The 15,806-nt window shown below is 71.9% G+C and carries 13 protein-coding genes; 8 read left to right on the forward strand and 5 right to left on the reverse strand.

Annotation, left to right across the window (positions count from 1 at the left end; genetic code table 11):
• Nucleotides 1–7: 7 nt before the first annotated feature.
• Both ACWDR4_RS23940 and ACWDR4_RS23945 read right to left on the reverse strand, forming a co-directional pair.
• Entirely contained in the window at nt 8–1,300 is a 1,293-nt protein-coding gene (locus ACWDR4_RS23940; protein ID WP_450411545.1) for an SGNH/GDSL hydrolase family protein, read from the reverse strand.
• A 223-nt stretch (nt 1,301–1,523) separates the two neighbouring features.
• Complete coding sequence (locus ACWDR4_RS23945) at nt 1,524–2,858, reverse strand: extracellular catalytic domain type 1 short-chain-length polyhydroxyalkanoate depolymerase (RefSeq protein WP_450411423.1); 1,335 nt, start codon at nt 2,856–2,858, stop codon at nt 1,524–1,526.
• A gap of 400 nt (nt 2,859–3,258) precedes the next feature.
• Between ACWDR4_RS23945 and ACWDR4_RS23950 the strand changes: the two genes are divergently transcribed.
• From ACWDR4_RS23950 to ACWDR4_RS23960, 3 genes are all read left to right on the forward strand, one after another.
• On the forward strand, nt 3,259–4,239 hold the full coding sequence (locus ACWDR4_RS23950) for a pectate lyase family protein (RefSeq protein ID WP_450411425.1): 981 nt from the start codon (nt 3,259–3,261) through the stop codon (nt 4,237–4,239).
• 32 nt (nt 4,240–4,271) lie between these two features.
• Nucleotides 4,272–5,075, forward strand: coding sequence for a pectate lyase (locus ACWDR4_RS23955; protein WP_450411427.1), 804 nt, complete (start codon nt 4,272–4,274; stop codon nt 5,073–5,075).
• A 198-nt stretch (nt 5,076–5,273) separates the two neighbouring features.
• Nucleotides 5,274–7,307, forward strand: a complete 2,034-nt coding sequence (locus tag ACWDR4_RS23960; protein WP_450411429.1) for a HEAT repeat domain-containing protein — start codon at nt 5,274–5,276, stop codon at nt 7,305–7,307.
• A 317-nt stretch (nt 7,308–7,624) separates the two neighbouring features.
• On the opposite strand, the gene ACWDR4_RS23965 is transcribed toward ACWDR4_RS23960, so the two are convergent.
• The gene (locus ACWDR4_RS23965) at nt 7,625–8,191 is read right to left on the reverse strand and encodes an Rv1733c family protein (RefSeq protein ID WP_450411431.1); all 567 of its coding nucleotides are present in this window, start codon (nt 8,189–8,191) and stop codon (nt 7,625–7,627) included.
• 212 nt (nt 8,192–8,403) lie between these two features.
• On the opposite strand from ACWDR4_RS23965, the gene ACWDR4_RS23970 reads away from it, so the two are divergent.
• From ACWDR4_RS23970 to ACWDR4_RS23980, 3 genes are all read left to right on the forward strand, one after another.
• Nucleotides 8,404–9,489 carry a WD40/YVTN/BNR-like repeat-containing protein gene (locus ACWDR4_RS23970; RefSeq protein ID WP_450411433.1) on the forward strand — a complete coding sequence of 362 codons (1,086 nt, stop codon included), beginning with the start codon at nt 8,404–8,406 and terminating at the stop codon, nt 9,487–9,489.
• A gap of 185 nt (nt 9,490–9,674) precedes the next feature.
• Nucleotides 9,675–10,352, forward strand: coding sequence for a uracil-DNA glycosylase (locus ACWDR4_RS23975; protein ID WP_450411434.1), 678 nt, complete (start codon nt 9,675–9,677; stop codon nt 10,350–10,352).
• A gap of 338 nt (nt 10,353–10,690) precedes the next feature.
• Nucleotides 10,691–11,608, forward strand: a complete 918-nt coding sequence (locus ACWDR4_RS23980) for a sirohydrochlorin chelatase (RefSeq protein WP_450411436.1) — start codon at nt 10,691–10,693, stop codon at nt 11,606–11,608.
• Nucleotides 11,609–11,725: 117 nt separating this feature from the next.
• Here the strand turns inward: ACWDR4_RS23980 and ACWDR4_RS23985 are convergent, their stop codons facing one another.
• Together ACWDR4_RS23985 and ACWDR4_RS23990 are read right to left on the reverse strand one after the other, a co-directional pair.
• The gene (locus ACWDR4_RS23985) at nt 11,726–12,799 is read right to left on the reverse strand and encodes a lactonase family protein (RefSeq protein WP_450411438.1); all 1,074 of its coding nucleotides are present in this window, start codon (nt 12,797–12,799) and stop codon (nt 11,726–11,728) included.
• Nucleotides 12,800–12,836: 37 nt separating this feature from the next.
• Nucleotides 12,837–14,348 (reverse strand): FUSC family protein, encoded by a 1,512-nt coding sequence (locus ACWDR4_RS23990; RefSeq protein ID WP_450411439.1) that lies wholly within the window; start codon nt 14,346–14,348, stop codon nt 12,837–12,839.
• A gap of 217 nt (nt 14,349–14,565) precedes the next feature.
• On the opposite strand from ACWDR4_RS23990, the gene ACWDR4_RS23995 reads away from it, so the two are divergent.
• Entirely contained in the window at nt 14,566–15,042 is a 477-nt protein-coding gene (locus tag ACWDR4_RS23995; RefSeq protein ID WP_450411441.1) for an Lrp/AsnC family transcriptional regulator, read from the forward strand.
• Nucleotides 15,043–15,086: 44 nt separating this feature from the next.
• Nucleotides 15,087–15,785, forward strand: coding sequence for an HAD family hydrolase (locus ACWDR4_RS24000; protein ID WP_450411443.1), 699 nt, complete (start codon nt 15,087–15,089; stop codon nt 15,783–15,785).
• Nucleotides 15,786–15,806 lie beyond the last annotated feature (21 nt).

Below are 15,806 nucleotides of genomic sequence, written 5' to 3' on the forward strand. Positions count from 1 at the left end.
GCGGCTGTCAGCTCTTCCGGAACAGGTGCGCGGGCACGGTCGCGGCCAGAATCCGGTACCCCTCGGGGTTCAGATGCAGCCAGTCCCCGTCGTGGAGGTCCGCGCGCAGCCGCCGCGGGTCGGCCGGATCGCGGACGGCCCGGTCGAAGTCGAGGACGGCGTCGAAGGCGCCTCCGGTACGGATCCAGTCGTTGACCGCCTGCCGGGACGTCTCGCGCAGACCTCCCGGGTCGTCGTACGGCGTGCTGCCGCCGAAGGGCGTCACGGTGGCGCCGTAGACGCGGATGCCCTGGGCGTGCGCGCGGACGGCGATCTGCCGGAAGGCGGCGATGAGGTCGTCGGTGACGCGCTGCTGGGCGGCCGGGGTGGCCTCGGCGGTGCCGATGTCGTTGACGCCCTCGAAGACGATCAGCCAGGAGACCCCGCTGTGCGCCAGGATGTCCCGGTCGAGCCGGGCGAGGGCGTTCGGTCCGAGGCCGTCGTTGAGGACCCGGTTGCCGCCGGCGGCCTGGTTGAGTACGGCGATCCGGTCGCCGCCCGGAAGGCCCCTGAGCCGGTCCAGGAGCTGGTCGGGCCAGCGGTTGTTGCCGTTGGTCGTGGAGCCCCGGCCGTCGGACAGCGAGTCGCCCAGCACGGCGACGGCCCGCGTGTCCGGCCGGGAGAGCGCCTCGACGTCGCTGAGGAGGTACCAGTGGTTGACCGGGGTGGCCCCGGGCAGGTCCTGCTGGGCCGTGCCGTCGCCGTTGCGCAGGTACGAGGTGGTGCGCGAGCCCGGGTGCGAGGTGAGCGCGAGCGAGGTCTGGCCGTTCGCGAGGTACGTCGTCACGGTCAGGTTGGTCGCGGGGCGCAGCCCGAAGTCCAGCGGGTCGGAGACGACCTGGGCCCCGGCGGGGACGGTGGTGGACCGGCGTCCGGCGAAGGTCACCTCGCGCAGGGTGCCGGGTTCGACGGCGCTGACCCCGGCCCGGCCGTCCAGCGGGAGGGCGACCGTCACGGCGGTCAGGGGCAGCGGGGTGGTGCCGAAGGCGTTGGAGAAGCGCAGGCGGATGCGCTCGCCGCCGGTGGAGACGCGCACGGTCTGGCGCAGGGTGGTGTCGACGAGGGTGGCGCGCTCCCCGGTGAAGGGCGCGGGCGGCATGTTGCCGGGCTCGGTGAGCTGCGGCATCGACGTCCAGGTGTTGACCCAGCGCGGGGCGGGCCGGCCCGGGTCGGCGACCGTCGGCTGCGGGCTTCTGACCAGGGCGACCACGGCGGAGGACGCCACGGCGAGGGCCAGCACGAACACGCAGGTGGCGACCAGGTAGGCGAGCGCTGCCTTTCCGGACGGCCGCTGGGAGCGGGGCGACTGCGCGAGGCGGGGGGACTTCACGGGCCGGGGCCTTCCTCTGTCTGGTTCTTCTGTTATCTGGTTCTTCTGTCCGGGCGTCTTCTTCAGGCTGTTCGGGGCGCTTGGGGTGCGTTCTTCGGAACTCCGGGCGAGGTGACCGGGTGCGCGCTCGTGGTGCGCACCCGGCAGCTCGGGCTCAACCGGTCGTGCAGGCCGTGCCGTTGAGCGTGAAGCCGGACGGCGCGGCGCTGTTGCCGGTGTGGTTCGCCTGGTAGCCGATGCCGACGCTCGCGCCGGGCGCGATGGCCGCGTTGTAGGTGGCGTCGGTGGCGGTCACCGCGCCGGAGGCCGGTGCGTAGGTGGCGCTCCAGCCGGAGGTGATGGTCTGGCCGGAAGGCAGGGTGAAGCCCAGATTCCAGCCGTTCACCGCTGTCGTGCCGGTGTTGGTGATGGTCACCGACGCGGTCAGTCCGGTGTTCCAGGCGTTGACCGTGACGGCCACCTTGCAGGGGCCGGCCGGGGGTTGGGGCACGGTGCCGCCGCTGTCCAGGCCGAAGAAGGTGATCACGCGGGCGGCCATGCCGGTGGTGATCAGGTTGTGGCCGACGCCCTGGAGGCTGATGGCCTCGACGGGCGCCCTGTCACCGGTGGCGCCGTAGCGGGTGCGGGTCCAGCCGGACTGGGGCGAGTCGGTCGCGGTCGGCGTCTGGGTGAGCCCCTGCACATTGGTCCACTGCTTGATCTCCTCCCCGAAGTTGGGGTAGCGCAGGGTGTCGTCCTCGGTGCCGTGCCAGAGCTGCATGCGCGGCCGGGTCCCCGTGTAGCCGGGGTAGGCACTGCGCACCAAGTTGCCCCACTCCTGCGCGGTGTGGATCACCGTCCCCTGGGCGCACTCGCTGTTCCACTCCGAGCCGTTGGTGGTGGCGAAGCACCCGAACGGCACGCCTGCGAAGGCCGATCCGGCCGCGAACACGTCGGGGTAGTCGCCGAGCAGGACGTTGGTCATCATCGCGCCGGAGGAGACCCCGGTGGCGAAGACCCTGCTGGTGTCGGCGCCGTAGGTCCGGGTGACGTAGTCGACCATGGACTTGATGCCCACCGGGTCGCTGCCGCCTCCCCGGGTCAGCGCCTGTGGCGAGGAGACGTCGAAGCACTTGCTGGCGCGGGTGACGGACGGGTAGATCACGATGAAGCCGTAGCGGTCGGCCAGCGAGGCGTACTCGGTGTTGGAGTAGAACACCGGCCCGGAGCCGGTGCACCAGTGCACGGCCACGAGGACCGCCGGGCGCGTGGTGACAGTGTCCGGCACGTACACGTACATCTGCAGATTGCTGGGGTTGGTCCCGAAGTTCGTGACCTCGGTGAGCGTGGCGGCGGCCTCGACGGGGGCCGCCGCGCGCGTCGCTGTACGGGCTGTCGCCGCGGGCGCGGTGAGCAATGTCGCCGCGAGTAACGGCAGCAGGCCTCCGAGAAGCGCGACGAGCACCGAACGCAGCGGTCTTTTCGCGATGTTGCCGACAGTGGTGGACACGTCCTTGTCCCTTCCTCAACACGGCTCGTGGGGTTCGCGTGGCGGAAGCAGAAGTCCCGCTTTGCGGGGCAGCCCAGCCGCATCGTGGCATGGGCATGGCCACCATGGAAGCGCTCCCACACGTCGAAAACATTCGCTGACCAGCGGTTGCGGAACCGACCGGCACACATCGCGCGCAAAGCGTTGACCAGAAAGCGCTTACCCCCTACCTTCCGTTCATCGATGTGACCCATCGGTGTCGATCCGCATTCGACGAGACGACCTCGAAGCAGCCTTGAGCCCACACCTACAGGGACGGCGCACCCCCTGAGGAAGCACCACGACACACAACATGGTGAACGGTATTCATATACCTGATCTCTCCCACGGTCAGTCAGCCCTCGCGAAGGGACGCACCCGCATGCGTACACGCCCCCCACATACACAGACGCAAAGATCCGCGGCGGTGACGGCCGTGGCCACCGCTCTCGCGGCCGTCGCCGTTCTGGCCGTCCCCCAGCCGGCCGGGGCGGCCGAGAACGCGCCCATCGGATTCGGCGCCGGAACGACCGGCGGCGGCAGCGCCACCCCGGTCACCGTGACGACGCTCGCCGCCTTCACGACGGCCGTCACGGGCAACGCGGCCAAGGTCGTGCGGGTGAACGGTCTGATCACGCTGAGCGGTCAGGTCGACATCGGCTCCAACACCACGGTCCTGGGCGTCGGTTCGTCCTCCGGGTTCACCGGCGGCGGCCTCAGGGTCAAGGAGGAGACGAACGTCGTCGTCCGCAACCTCAACATCAGCAAGCCGCTCGCGCCCTCCGACGGGGTGACCGTCCAGGAGTCCACGAAGGTGTGGATCGACCACAACTCCTTCTCCGCGGACCGCACGCACGACAAGGACTACTACGACGGTCTGCTGGACATCAACCACGGCTCCGACAACGTGACGGTGTCCTGGAACACCTTCAAGGACCACTTCAAGGGCTCGCTCGTCGGCCACAGCGACAACAACGCGTCCGAGGACACCGGTCACCTGAAGGTGACGTTCCACCACAACCACTTCAGCAACGTCTACTCGCGCATCCCCAGTCTGCGGTTCGGCACCGGCCACTTCTACGACAACTACGTCGAGGGGGCCGAGACCGCCGTGCACTCCCGCATGGGCGCCCAGATGCTCGTCGAGAACAACGTCTTCCGTTCGACGCCGGTCGCGGTGACCACGAACCGCAGCAGTGACGTCGACGGATACGCCAACCTGCGCGGCAACGACCTCGGCGGAGCCGCCACGGAGGTCTCGCAGGTCGGCGCCTTCACCACCGCTCCGTACAGCTACACCGCGGAGCCCGCCTCCTCCGTCGTCGCCTCGGTGACGAGCGGCGCGGGCGCCGGAAAGCTCTGACCACCCCCCAACAGGGAAGAAGGAATCGGGACATGACTTCTTCGGCACCTCCGCGCGCCCGCGGGCGCGCACTGACCGGCTCGCTGGCCGCACTCACGCTCTCGGCTGGCATGATCATGACACTCGGCGCCCCACCGGCGAGCGCCGCCACCTGGCCCACCGCAAGCGGCACCCAGGCGGTCTCCTCCACGATCTCGCTGTCCGGCACCAAGGACTACGGGATGATCCGCCTCTACGGCACCGGAGACCTCGGCACCGGCGGGCAGGACGAGGACCAGGGGCCGATCCTCTCGCTGGCCGCGGGCACGGTCCTGAAGAACGTCATCATCGGCGCGCCCGCGGCGGACGGCATCCACTGCGCGGGCAGTTGCACGCTGCAGAACGTGTGGTGGGAGGACGTCGGTGAGGACGCCGCCACCTTCCGGGGCAGCTCGTCGTCGAACGTCTACACCGTCTCCGGCGGCGGCGCGCGGTCCGCCAGCGACAAGGTGTTCCAGTTCAACGGCGCCGGGACGCTCAACATCAATAACTTCGCGGTACAGAACTTCGGCACCTTCATCCGCTCCTGCGGCAACTGCTCGACGCAGTACAAGCGGACGATCAACCTCAACACCATCGAGGCCACCTGGTCGGGCGGCAGGCTCGTCGGCATCAACACCAACTACGGCGACAGCGCGACCCTGAAGGGCATCACGATCGTCGGGGACAGCAGCAAGAAGATCGTCCCCTGCCAGAAGTACATCGGCAACAACACCGGCAGCGAGCCGACCACGAACGGCTCGGGCGCCGACGGCACCTACTGCAAGTACGCGACCAGCGACATCACGTACCGCTGACACCACCGAACCACCCCCCTCCGGCGGCTGTACGAGGCGGCCCGCACCCGCCTCGTACGGCCGCCGTTTCTGTGCCCGAAAAGCCCCCGGATCCCGGGCGTCGACCATGCGTTCGTACTCCCTCCCCGGATTCCGCTTGATTGTCAGTGCCGTGGTGCAGACTCCCGATCAGGTGGTACTTCGTCCGGGAGGGGCAGCGTGTTCACGGGGATCGACGATGTCGACTGGGCTTCGATGCGCCATGCGTACGGCAGCGCGGAGGACGTGCCCGGACTGCTGCGGGGACTGGCCTCGGCGGACCCCGGGGAGCGCGAGTCGGCACTCGACGGGATGTACGGCTCGGTGCACCACCAGGGGGCCGTGTACGACTCGACGCTCGCCTGCGTTCCGTTTCTGCTCGCGCTCGCCGCCCGGGAGGAGGTGCGGGACCGGGGCGGGATCGTGGAGCTGCTGATGAGCATCGGCGAGGCGGGCGGCGCCCGTTCGGCACAGGCCGGTGCGGCTGTCCGGGCCGGTGCCGAGGTCTTCGTCGAGCTGGTCGGGGACCGCGACACCGGGGTGCGGCGGGCAGCGCCGACGGCTCTGGTCCGCTTTCTCGACGAACCCACGCGCGTGCTGACCGTGTTGCGGCAGCGCATCACGGTGGAGCGGAACGACAGCGTCCTGCTCGCCCTGGTGGAGAGCCTCGGCCTCTTCACCCGCCTGCACGGCGGGCACGGGACGGAGGCGGTCGGCCAGTTGGTCACGCTGAGCGCTCCGCCCTTCGACCCGGGACTGCGTCTGGCCGCGCTGGGCCAGCTCGCGCTGAGCACGCCCGAGCACCGCCCCGCCGATCTGGTCCCGACGGTCGTGGCCCTCCTCCGGGAGAGATCGGCGCGCCGTACCGGACGGGCACAGTGCTCCGATTTCCTGGCGGCGGACACCCTCACGAGCCACCTCCGCCGACTGCGCCCCTCGGACGAGGAGGGCTCACAGTTGCTGCGGACCGTCCATCTCGCCCTGGACGACCGGGTGGACGACCGGATCGCCCTGCTCAACGGGCAGTTGAGCAGCCCCGCGCCGACCGACCGGTGCAACGCGGTGTGGATGTCGGCGGGGCTGTTCCGCGAATGGCGCGCCGACTACACGGAACCGGTGACCCTCGTCGGGCGGCAACTCGGCGCCGACGAGGACCGGTTGCGGGAAGCCGCGTCGGCCGTCCTGGAGGACCTGTTCGTCCTGGCCGCCCCCGCCGCCGACGACCTGTTCGCCCTGGTCACCGCACGCCCGGAGGTCCGCGTACGCGTACGGGAGCGGGGCGCGTCCACCGTGGGCAGTCCGCTCAACGCCCTGGCCCGCACGGGGGATCCACGGGCGATACCCGTCCTGGCGGAGCTGCTGGCCGACCCCGCCGCACCGGACGACCTGGGCCACACGATCGCGCACCTGGGCCGGGCCGCCGCCTCCCTGGCCCCCGCGCTGCGCGCCAGACTCGCGGGCGTCCGTCTCGACCTCCCCGACGCGTACGACCGTGCCGTGCCGCTGTTGTCGGCGCTCACGGCACTGGGCGACGGGGCGGCCACGCCGGAGGTGCTGCGGGTTCTGCGGGTGCTGCACGAGATACCGGCGGGCCCGGGGCTGAACGAGCGTCAGCGGGGGTGGCTGACGGAACGGGCGATCGAGACGCTGGGGGCTTTCGGAGCCGCCGCGCGGGATGCTGTGCCCGTGCTGCGCGGGCTGCTGCTCGATTCCGGGCACGCGGTGCGGGCGGCGGGCGCGCTGTGGTCGGTGGAGGGTGATGTGGAAGGCGATGCGGAAGGGGATGTGGATGCCGTACTGCCCGTGCTGTTGCGGGAGTTGACGGGCGAGCACTGGCGCCGGCGCGCTGCCGCCGCCGAGGTGCTGGCGCGGCTCGGCCCCGCTGCCCGGATTGCCGTGCCGGGGCTGCTGCGGCTGTGCGAGTCCGAGGAGGTGTGGGAGCGGACGCGGGCGGCGTGCGCGCTGTGGCTGATCACCGGGGACGCCGATCCGGTCGTCCCGGTACTCCGCTCGGCATGGACGCGGAACCGGTACACCCGGGGCACGATCGCCGCCTGCCTGCTCGCGATGGGCCCGGCAGCGGCACCCTTACGGGACCTACCACGCACGGAACTCACGACGCGACGCCGACACCGGGCACGTCCCGGGGGATTCTCCGCCCAGGACGTACTGGAGGACGAACGGTTGCTGCGAGCTTGCGGGGAACTGGTGTAAGGCTGGGGGGGTGGGTCGCGCAGCCCGGCGCTTACGGGGTGCCGCCTGCGCCCACCCGTGCCGCCCCAGGCGGCACGCATGCCCGCAGGCTGGGCGGCTTGGACAGGCGCGGAGCGCCCTCCTAGGGGCGCGGGGAACTGCGCGAGCAACCCCCACCGCCCCGCAGCCAGGCGGATCGGGACGGGCAGGCTTTTAGGGGCGCGAGGAACTGCGCGGCCAACCCCCACCGACCCGCAGCCGAACGAATCGGGACGGGCAGGGTTTCCAGGGGCGCGGGGAACTGCGCGACCAGCCCCCACCCGCCCGCAGCCGGATGATCAGCGTGTGTTCCGCCCCCACATGGGATCAAACCGCTCCCACGCCTCCTCCCACTCCTCCATCCGCCGTCGCTCCAGACGACCACGGAGAAGACGCCAGGCCACGTAAGGCACGGTCGCCCCGCTCGCGCCCGCCAGGGCGCCGACCAGGGCGGCGCGAAGGCGGGCCTCGGATTCGGTGGCCGGCTTGGTCACCAGGCGGCCCTGCGGGTCCGTCCAGATCGTCGCCGGGCTGCCCGCCGTACTGCCCGAGTCGACCCGGGCCTGGCCCGTGTGCCGGGTGCCGTCGGCGGCGGTCCAGCGGACCCTCGCCCACACCTTCTCGCTGCCGGCCGTACCGGGCGCGTCCTCGACGACGAGCGCCGTCACGGCATGCCACTCGGCCCGCTCTCTGGCCAGCCCCCGCTCGACGGAGTGGGTCGCCACCAGGCCGATGAGGACTCCGGTGAGCACGGTGAGCGCCCAGGTGGCCAGCACGGCCCACCCCTCCACGGCATCCACGCGACGCCTCAGCGGATTACGCCGCCAACGCCACAGCCACACCCTCGGACCACGGAATGCCGCCATCGAAGGCATCCTCCTCACGCGCACACGGACATGCCCTGCCGTCCTCCCATACGCGCGATGTCCCGCCCCTGCTCAGGGCTCCCCCGAGGTCTCCGTCACATCCCGCCGACAGACCGCCCTGACCTGTACAGACGCCGTCTCCAGAGGTGACTGTCAGTGGTGGGGTGCAGACTGGCCGATGACTGGACAAAGACGTCCCGGAGGTGATCGGAATGACCGAGGTACTGCTCACGGTCGGCACGCGCAAAGGCCTGTTCATCGGGCACCGGCGCGGTGGCACGTGGGAGTTCGACGAGAGCCCTTCCTTCAACGCGCAGGCCGTGTACTCGATCGCGATCGACACCCGCCGCGAGATCCCGAGGCTGCTGGTCGGCGGCGACAGCGCCCACTGGGGACCGTCGGTGTTCCACTCCGACGACCTGGGCCGGACCTGGACCGAACCGGAGCGGCCCGCCGTGAAGTTCCCCAAGGACACGGGCGCCTCGCTGGAGCGCGTCTGGCAGCTCCACCCGTCCACGGCGGAGGCGGACGTGGTCTACGCGGGCACGGAACCGGCGGCGCTGTACCGCTCCGAGGACCGCGGTGAGTCCTTCGAGCTGGTCCGCCCGCTGTGGGAGCATCCCACCCGCTCCCAGTGGGTGCCGGGCGGTGGCGGTGAGGGCCTGCACACGATCATCACCGACCAGCGCGACCCGCGTGCGATGACGGTCGCCGTCTCGACGGCCGGCGTGTTCCGCACGACCGACGGCGGCGCGAGCTGGGCCCCCTCCAACTCCGGTGTCTCCGCGGTGTTCCTGCCGGATCCGAACCCGGAGTTCGGCCAGTGCGTGCACAAGATCGCGAAGGACTCGGCCGACCCCGACCGGCTCTACCTCCAGAACCACTGGGGTGTGTACCGGAGCGACGACGCGGGCGCGCACTGGACGGACATCGGCGCGGGCCTCCCCTCGACGTTCGGCTTCGCGGCGGCGACCCACCCGCACCGCGGCGACACGGCGTACGTCTTCCCGATCACCGCCGACGCGGACCGTGTCCCGGCCGACCGCCGCTGCCGGGTCTTCCGTACGGCGGACGCGGGCCTGAACTGGGAGCCCCTGTCGGCGGGCCTGCCCCAGGGGGACCACTACGGCACGGTGCTGCGCGACGCCCTGTGCACGGACGACGCGGACCCGACGGGCGTCTATTTCGGCAACCGCAACGGCGAGGTGTACGCGTCGGCGGACGACGGCGACAGCTGGCAGCAGCTGGCGTCCCACCTGCCGGACGTGCTGTGCGTGCGAGCCGCGGTGATCGACTGAGACACAGTCACAGAGGAACAGGGAAGCTGAGACGCCGTCACAAAGAAACGGCTCGGGTCCAACTGACAGAACTGTAGGGGGCGGTGTGCACGGGCAGGGTCAGAAGCAGCAACGGTTCGGTCATCCCCGGTCGGGCTTAGACCACCGGTTGATCTCTGTCGTATGTACGGCAGTAGGGTGACGCCGTGGCACCACGACCGTTGCATGAGATTGTCGAAGCGGGCTGGGCGAAAGCCCTCGAACCCGTTGCCGGACGGATCGCCGAGATGGGCGACTTCCTGCGCGCGGAGATCGCCGCGGGACGCACCTATCTCCCGGCCGGACCGAACGTCCTGAGGGCTTTCCAGCAGCCCTTCGACGACGTCCGGGTCCTGATCGTCGGGCAGGACCCGTATCCGACCCCGGGGCACGCGGTCGGGCTGTCGTTCTCGGTCGCGCCCGAGGTGCGCCCGCTGCCCGGCAGCCTGATCAACATCTTCCGGGAGCTGAACACCGACCTGGGGGCGCCCCAGCCGTCCAACGGCGATCTGACGCCATGGACCCAGCAGGGGGTACTGCTCCTCAACAGGGCGCTCACCACGGCTCCGCGCAGCCCCGCCGCACACCGCGGAAAGGGCTGGGAGGAGGTCACCGAGCAGGCGATACGCGCACTGGCCGCGCGGGGCAAGCCGCTGGTGTCGATCCTGTGGGGCCGCGACGCCCGCAACCTCCGCCCGCTCCTGGGCAGTCTGCCGTCGGTCGAGTCGGCCCACCCCTCCCCCATGTCGGCCGACCGCGGCTTCTTCGGCTCACGTCCCTTCAGCCGCGCCAACGACCTGCTGACCGGGCAGGGGGCAGCCCCGGTGGACTGGCGCCTGCCCTGACCGGGCAGGGGGCGTGACGACCGAACACCGCGCGTATCGACCGACATACGAGCCCGAATGACCGGCATACGAACCTGATGCCGGATTGTCGGACAGTGGGCGACTCGTCCCCCCGTCGGGCAAGTCCGCCCGCCCCACCGGGCGTTGTCGGCCGCGCGCGGTTGACCAGCACCGAAGGATCATCACGGCCGAATCCTTCCCCTCCACCCGGCGGCGAAGTCACCACGTACTGACCACTTCTGATCCGCACGTAACTCATCAGACAAAAGCGGACGGATACCGCTCACCTGCACCCTCCCCGAACAAGGGAGCCCAATAAGCCAGTAACATGCGGCGCCATGAGCTCCCCCACTGGGCCCGCCGGCCTGCCCGTACGAATGCCGCGCCCCCGCCAGCCGGGCCGGCACCGCCGCCCCGAACCGCTGGCGGCTCCCGAGGGTGCGCCCGCGCTCGTCCTCGCGGTGCCGGGCACGCCCAGTGCCGCCACCCGCAGCCTCGCCGAGGAGGTCGTGAGCATCGCCCGCTCCGAGCTGCCCGGCCTCGACGCCCGCATCGGGTACCTCGACGGTGACGACGCGGAGTTCCCCACGCTCCAGTCCGTGCTCACGCACACCGCGCAGGAGCGCACCGCCCGTTACGAGCAGGCCCTCGCCGCCGGTGCGGACGCCAAGCAGCCCGAGGGCCCCGTGGCCGTCGTCGTGCCGCTGCTCGCCGGTCCGGACAACGCGCTGCTGCGCCAGGTCCGTCAGGCCGTCATGGAGAGCCGGATCGCGGCCGACCTGACCGATGTCCTCGGCCCGCACCCGCTGCTCGCCGAGGGACTCCACGTACGGCTGTCCGAGGCGGGCCTCGCGCGCGCCGACCGGGCCCGGCTGTTCACCGTGGCGACCGCCGCGGACGGCATCATCCTGGCCTCCGTGGGCGGCGAGGAGGCCGTGCAGGCGGCCGGTATCACGGGCATGCTGCTCGCCGCGCGGCTCGCCGTGCCGGTGATGGCGGCGGCCCTCGACCAGGACGGCTCGATCGCGGCCATCGCCGAGCAGCTGCGCGCCTCGGGCTCGCAGAACCTCGCGCTGGCCCCGTATCTGATCGGCCCGGAGATCGACGCCGGTCTGCTGGAGGCCGCGGCCAAGGAGGCGGGCTGTGCCTCCTCCGACGCGCTCGGCCCGTACCCGGCCATCGGCAAGCTGGCGCTGGCCAAGTACACGACGGCGCTGGGCATCGCCCCGCAGCCGCAGGGCGCCCCGGTCCGCTGACCTGGGCAGCACCCCCGTACGGCGGCGCAGTACGACGGCCGGAACACGGTACGCCGAAGGGCCCGCTCCTTTCCCAGGAGCGGGCCCTCGGCGTTTCCGGCGTGCGCGGGCGGGTGCTCAGCCGAAGATCACGCAGGACACGGCCGGGACCTCGATCGAGCCGGTTCGGCGCGGGAGGCCGGTGTCGGGGTCGAGGGCGAACCAGGTCACGTCCCCGGAGCGCTCGTTCGCCGCGTACAGGAAGCCGTCGGAGGCGGCGAGGGCGCGGGGCCAGTGGCCGCCGCACGGCACCGTGTCCACCAGCCGCAGGGCCGCTCCGGCGTCGTCGACGGCGAGCACGGAGACGACGTCCTGGCCGCGCGTCGCGGTCCACACGAAGCGGCCGTCGGGCGAGGCGACGATGCCCGACGGATAGGCGTCGCCGTCGGGGGCGCCCGGCAGCACCGGCGTCTCGCCCAGAGGCGTCAGGAGGCCCTCGGCGGCGTCCCAGCGACAGACGGTGACGGTCGGGGCGAGTTCGTTCAGCACGTAGGCGTACAGGCCGTCCGGGTGGAAGGCCAGGTGGCGCGGTCCGGAACCGGGGCGCAGGGCGGTCTCGCGGTGCGGTACGAGGGTGCCGTCGCGCAGTGCGCACACCTGGACGGAGTCCGTGCCGAGGTCGACGCCGACGGCCCACCGGCCGCTCGGGTCGGGCTGCACCTGGTGGGCGTGCGGCCCCTGCTGGCGCGCCGGGTCCGGGCCCGAGCCGGTGTGCCGCAGCACGTCGGACGCGCTGCCGGCGAGGGTGCCGTCGGCGCGGACGGGCAGCGCGGTGACGCTGCCGGAGCCGTAGTTGGCGGTCAGTACGTGCCCGGCGAAGAGGGCGAGATGCGTGGGCGAGTCACCGCCGACCGGCACGGGCGGCCCGGCGAGTTCGGGCTTGTCGCCGGTCACGCGGTAGGCGGCCACCGCGCCCTCGGCGGTCTCGCTGACCGCGTAGAGCGTGTTCCCGTCGGCGGCGAGGGCGAGATACGACGGGTCGGGTACGTCGTCCGCCGCGCCGAGCACCGTCAGGGCGCCGCTGTCGTCGTCCACGGCGGCGACCAGGACCCCCGGTCCCCCGGCCGCCGTGAACGAGCCGATGAACGCTCGCCGTTGCCCCACTGCCGTCCCCTCTCGGTGCGCTGATCGGTCGGGGCGACCGTACCTCATCGGTCTAGACCATCGGAGGGTCCGTACGGCCGGAACCTCAGGCGCCGACCAGCGGCGAACCCGAGGGGCCGCGCAGCGGCTTGGCCAGCTCGGCCAGGGCCCGTTCCAGGCCGTGCAGGTGGGCGAGAGCGGGTTCAGCGACGTGGGGCCGGTCGGCGGGGGCCGTGACGGTGTCGGCGCGGCCCTCCGTGAGCGCCTCCACGGCCGTCTCCACCCGTCGGCAGGCGGCGGCGAGCCGGATGTCGTGGGAGGCCTCCGGGTCCGCGGCCACGGCGGCCAGGCCGCGGATCTCGCGGGCGCAGTCGTCGAGCAGCGCCAGTACCCGGTGCGCCCGGCGCTTACGGGCGCGTACGGGGTTGAGCGGATGCACGAGCGGCGCGACCGAGAGCCGGACGCGCCCCAGTAGCAGCTCCAGTTCGGCCACGCGCGGTGCCGGGTCGGGGATCGCACCGTCGCCCGGCGCACCGGCGAGGCGGGCGGTGGCCTCGGCGGTGCAGGCGTGGACGCAGCGCAGGGCGCGCTGGATCCAGGCGTCGGTGGTGGCGTGCGTGGTGATCGGCAGGACGAACAGCACGGCCAGCAGCGCACCCAGGGCTCCGACACCGGTCTCCGCGAACCGTACGGCGAGCAGCGCCGGGTCGAGGACGCCCAGGAGCCCGTACAGCAGTTCGGCGAGCAGAGTGACCGAGAGCATCATCCACGTGTACGACACGGCGGCCGAGTAGAAGATGCCGAACACGCAGACGGCGACCAGCACCGCGGTGGGGACGGCGGCCCCCGCGACCGGTACCGCGACGGCGAGGCCGAGCCCGATGCCCAGCACCGTGCCGAGGACGCGGCGGAAGCCCCGGACCAGGGTCTCGCCGCGCGAGGTGGTGTTCACGAAGATCCACCAGGTGGCGCCGACGGCCCAGTACCAGCGGTCCCCGGACACCAGCTGGCCCACGACCAACGCGAATCCGGCGGCGGCCGTCGCCTGGACGGCCTGGCGTGTGGTGGCGCGGGCCAGGCCCCGTTCGCCGGCCGGGGCGACGGGGGCCGGCACCGGGGTCGTACGGCGCTCGTAGCACCACAGTGCGAAGCGCACCGCCGAGGCGGTGAGCAGGGACAGCACGACGGCGGCGGACAGCTCGGGCAGCTGCTCCGGTCCCGTGTGCAGGAACTGGGCGACGAAGAAGGTCATGAACGCGAAGACGCCCAGGCTGTGGCCGCGCGGGCCCCAGCGGCGCGCGTAGACGCCCGCGCCGACGACGGCGAGGAAGACCAGCCCTCGGGCGACCGGACGGTCGTGCAGTTCGGCAGCGGCGGCGAGGACCGGGAGGCCGACGGCGGGCAGCAGCGCGGTGGTGACCGCCTGCCCGCGCACCGTCGCGTCGGTGACCGTGAACAGGGCGAGCAGCGCGGCGAGTCCGCCGGTCACGGCGCCGGTGAGCGAGTGCCCCGCGAGGCCGCAGACGGTGACGGCCAGACCGATGCCGAGCACGCCCCGCGCGGCGAAGCGCAGCCGTGCGCGGCCCGGGTCCGGCGCCATGAACACCCTCTTCAGCACTGCTGTCCCGCCCCCACCGTCTGAAATCCGAAATTCGGCATGCAAAAGGCGCCGCGGAGTCCGCAGCGCCATCGACGGGGACATTGCAGCATCCCTGCCACCACTGGCTCAAGTGCGATCGAATAAGCTGGACCATTGGCACAGACATTTCGGTCCTCGAGCGTCCACCGCCGAGCCAACGGACCATGCACGACCAGGTACGAGGAGGCCGGACGCCATGGCCGTGGACGAGCTGGACACCCGCATCCTGCGGCTGCTGCTGGAGCAGCCGCGCACCAGCGTGCGTGAGTACGCCCGGGTCCTCGGCGTCGCGCGCGGCACCCTCCAGGCCCGCCTGGACCGTCTCGAACGGGACGGCGTGATCACCGGCACGGGTCCCTCCCTCTCCCCCGCCGCCCTCGGCCACCCGGTGCTCGCGTTCGTGCACATCGAGGTCACCCAGGGCCATCTCGACGAGGTCGGGGACGCGCTGGCGGCCGTACCGGAGATCGTCGAGGCGTTCTCGATCGCCGGTGGCGGTGATCTCCTCGCGCGGGTCGTGGCCCGTGACAACGCGCATCTGGAGGACGTGATCCAGGCGCTGATCAGCGTGCCGGGCGTGGTCCGCACCCGCACGGAGGTGGCGCTGCGCGAGCGGGTCCCGTACCGGCTGCTGCCGCTGGTGGAGTCGATCGGACGTACGGCCGCGGGCTGACCTCTCTGTGCCTCTTGTCTGTGCCTCTTGGCATCCTGGGAGCCATGAGCACTCTCGGCACCACCGCGGTCATCTTCGATCTCGACGGCACCCTCGTGGACAGCGAGCCGAACTACTACGAGGCGAGCCGGCGGACCCTCGCCGCGTACGGCGTCACCGGCTTCACCTGGGCCGATCAGGAGAAGTCCGTGGGCATCAGCACCCGGGAGACGGTCACGCTGTGGCGGGAGCGGTACGGGTTGCGCGCGCCGGTCGAGGAACTGCTCGCGGAGAAGAACCGGCGCTATCTGGAGCTGGCCCGGGCCGACACTCCCGTCTATCCCGAGATGCGGAAGTTCGTGGAGCTGCTGGCGGGTGAGGGGGTTCCCATGGCGGTGGCCTCGGGTTCCGCGCGGCGGACCATCGAGGCGACCCTGGCGGGCACGGGCCTGGACGCGTATCTGCGGACCGTCGTGTCCTCCGACGAGGTCGCCCACGGCAAGCCCGCGCCGGACGTCTTCCTGGAGGCCGCGCGGCGCCTCGGGGTGGCACCCGCGGACTGCGTGGTCATGGAGGACGCGGCTCCCGGCGCCGCCGCCGCGCACGCGGCCGGTATGCGCTGCGTCGCGATCCCGTACCTCGCCGCACAGGCCGATGATCCCGGGTTCGCTGCGGCGGAGTTGCTGGTGCGGGGTGGGCAGCGGGAGTTCATGGCCAGGGCGGCGTTTGAGTGGCTCGCGGGGACGGCTGGGCAGAACGGGTAGGGCCGGTGCGTTGTCGGGTGC

The sequence above is a fragment of the Streptomyces sp. NPDC000878 genome (assembly GCF_053599695.1).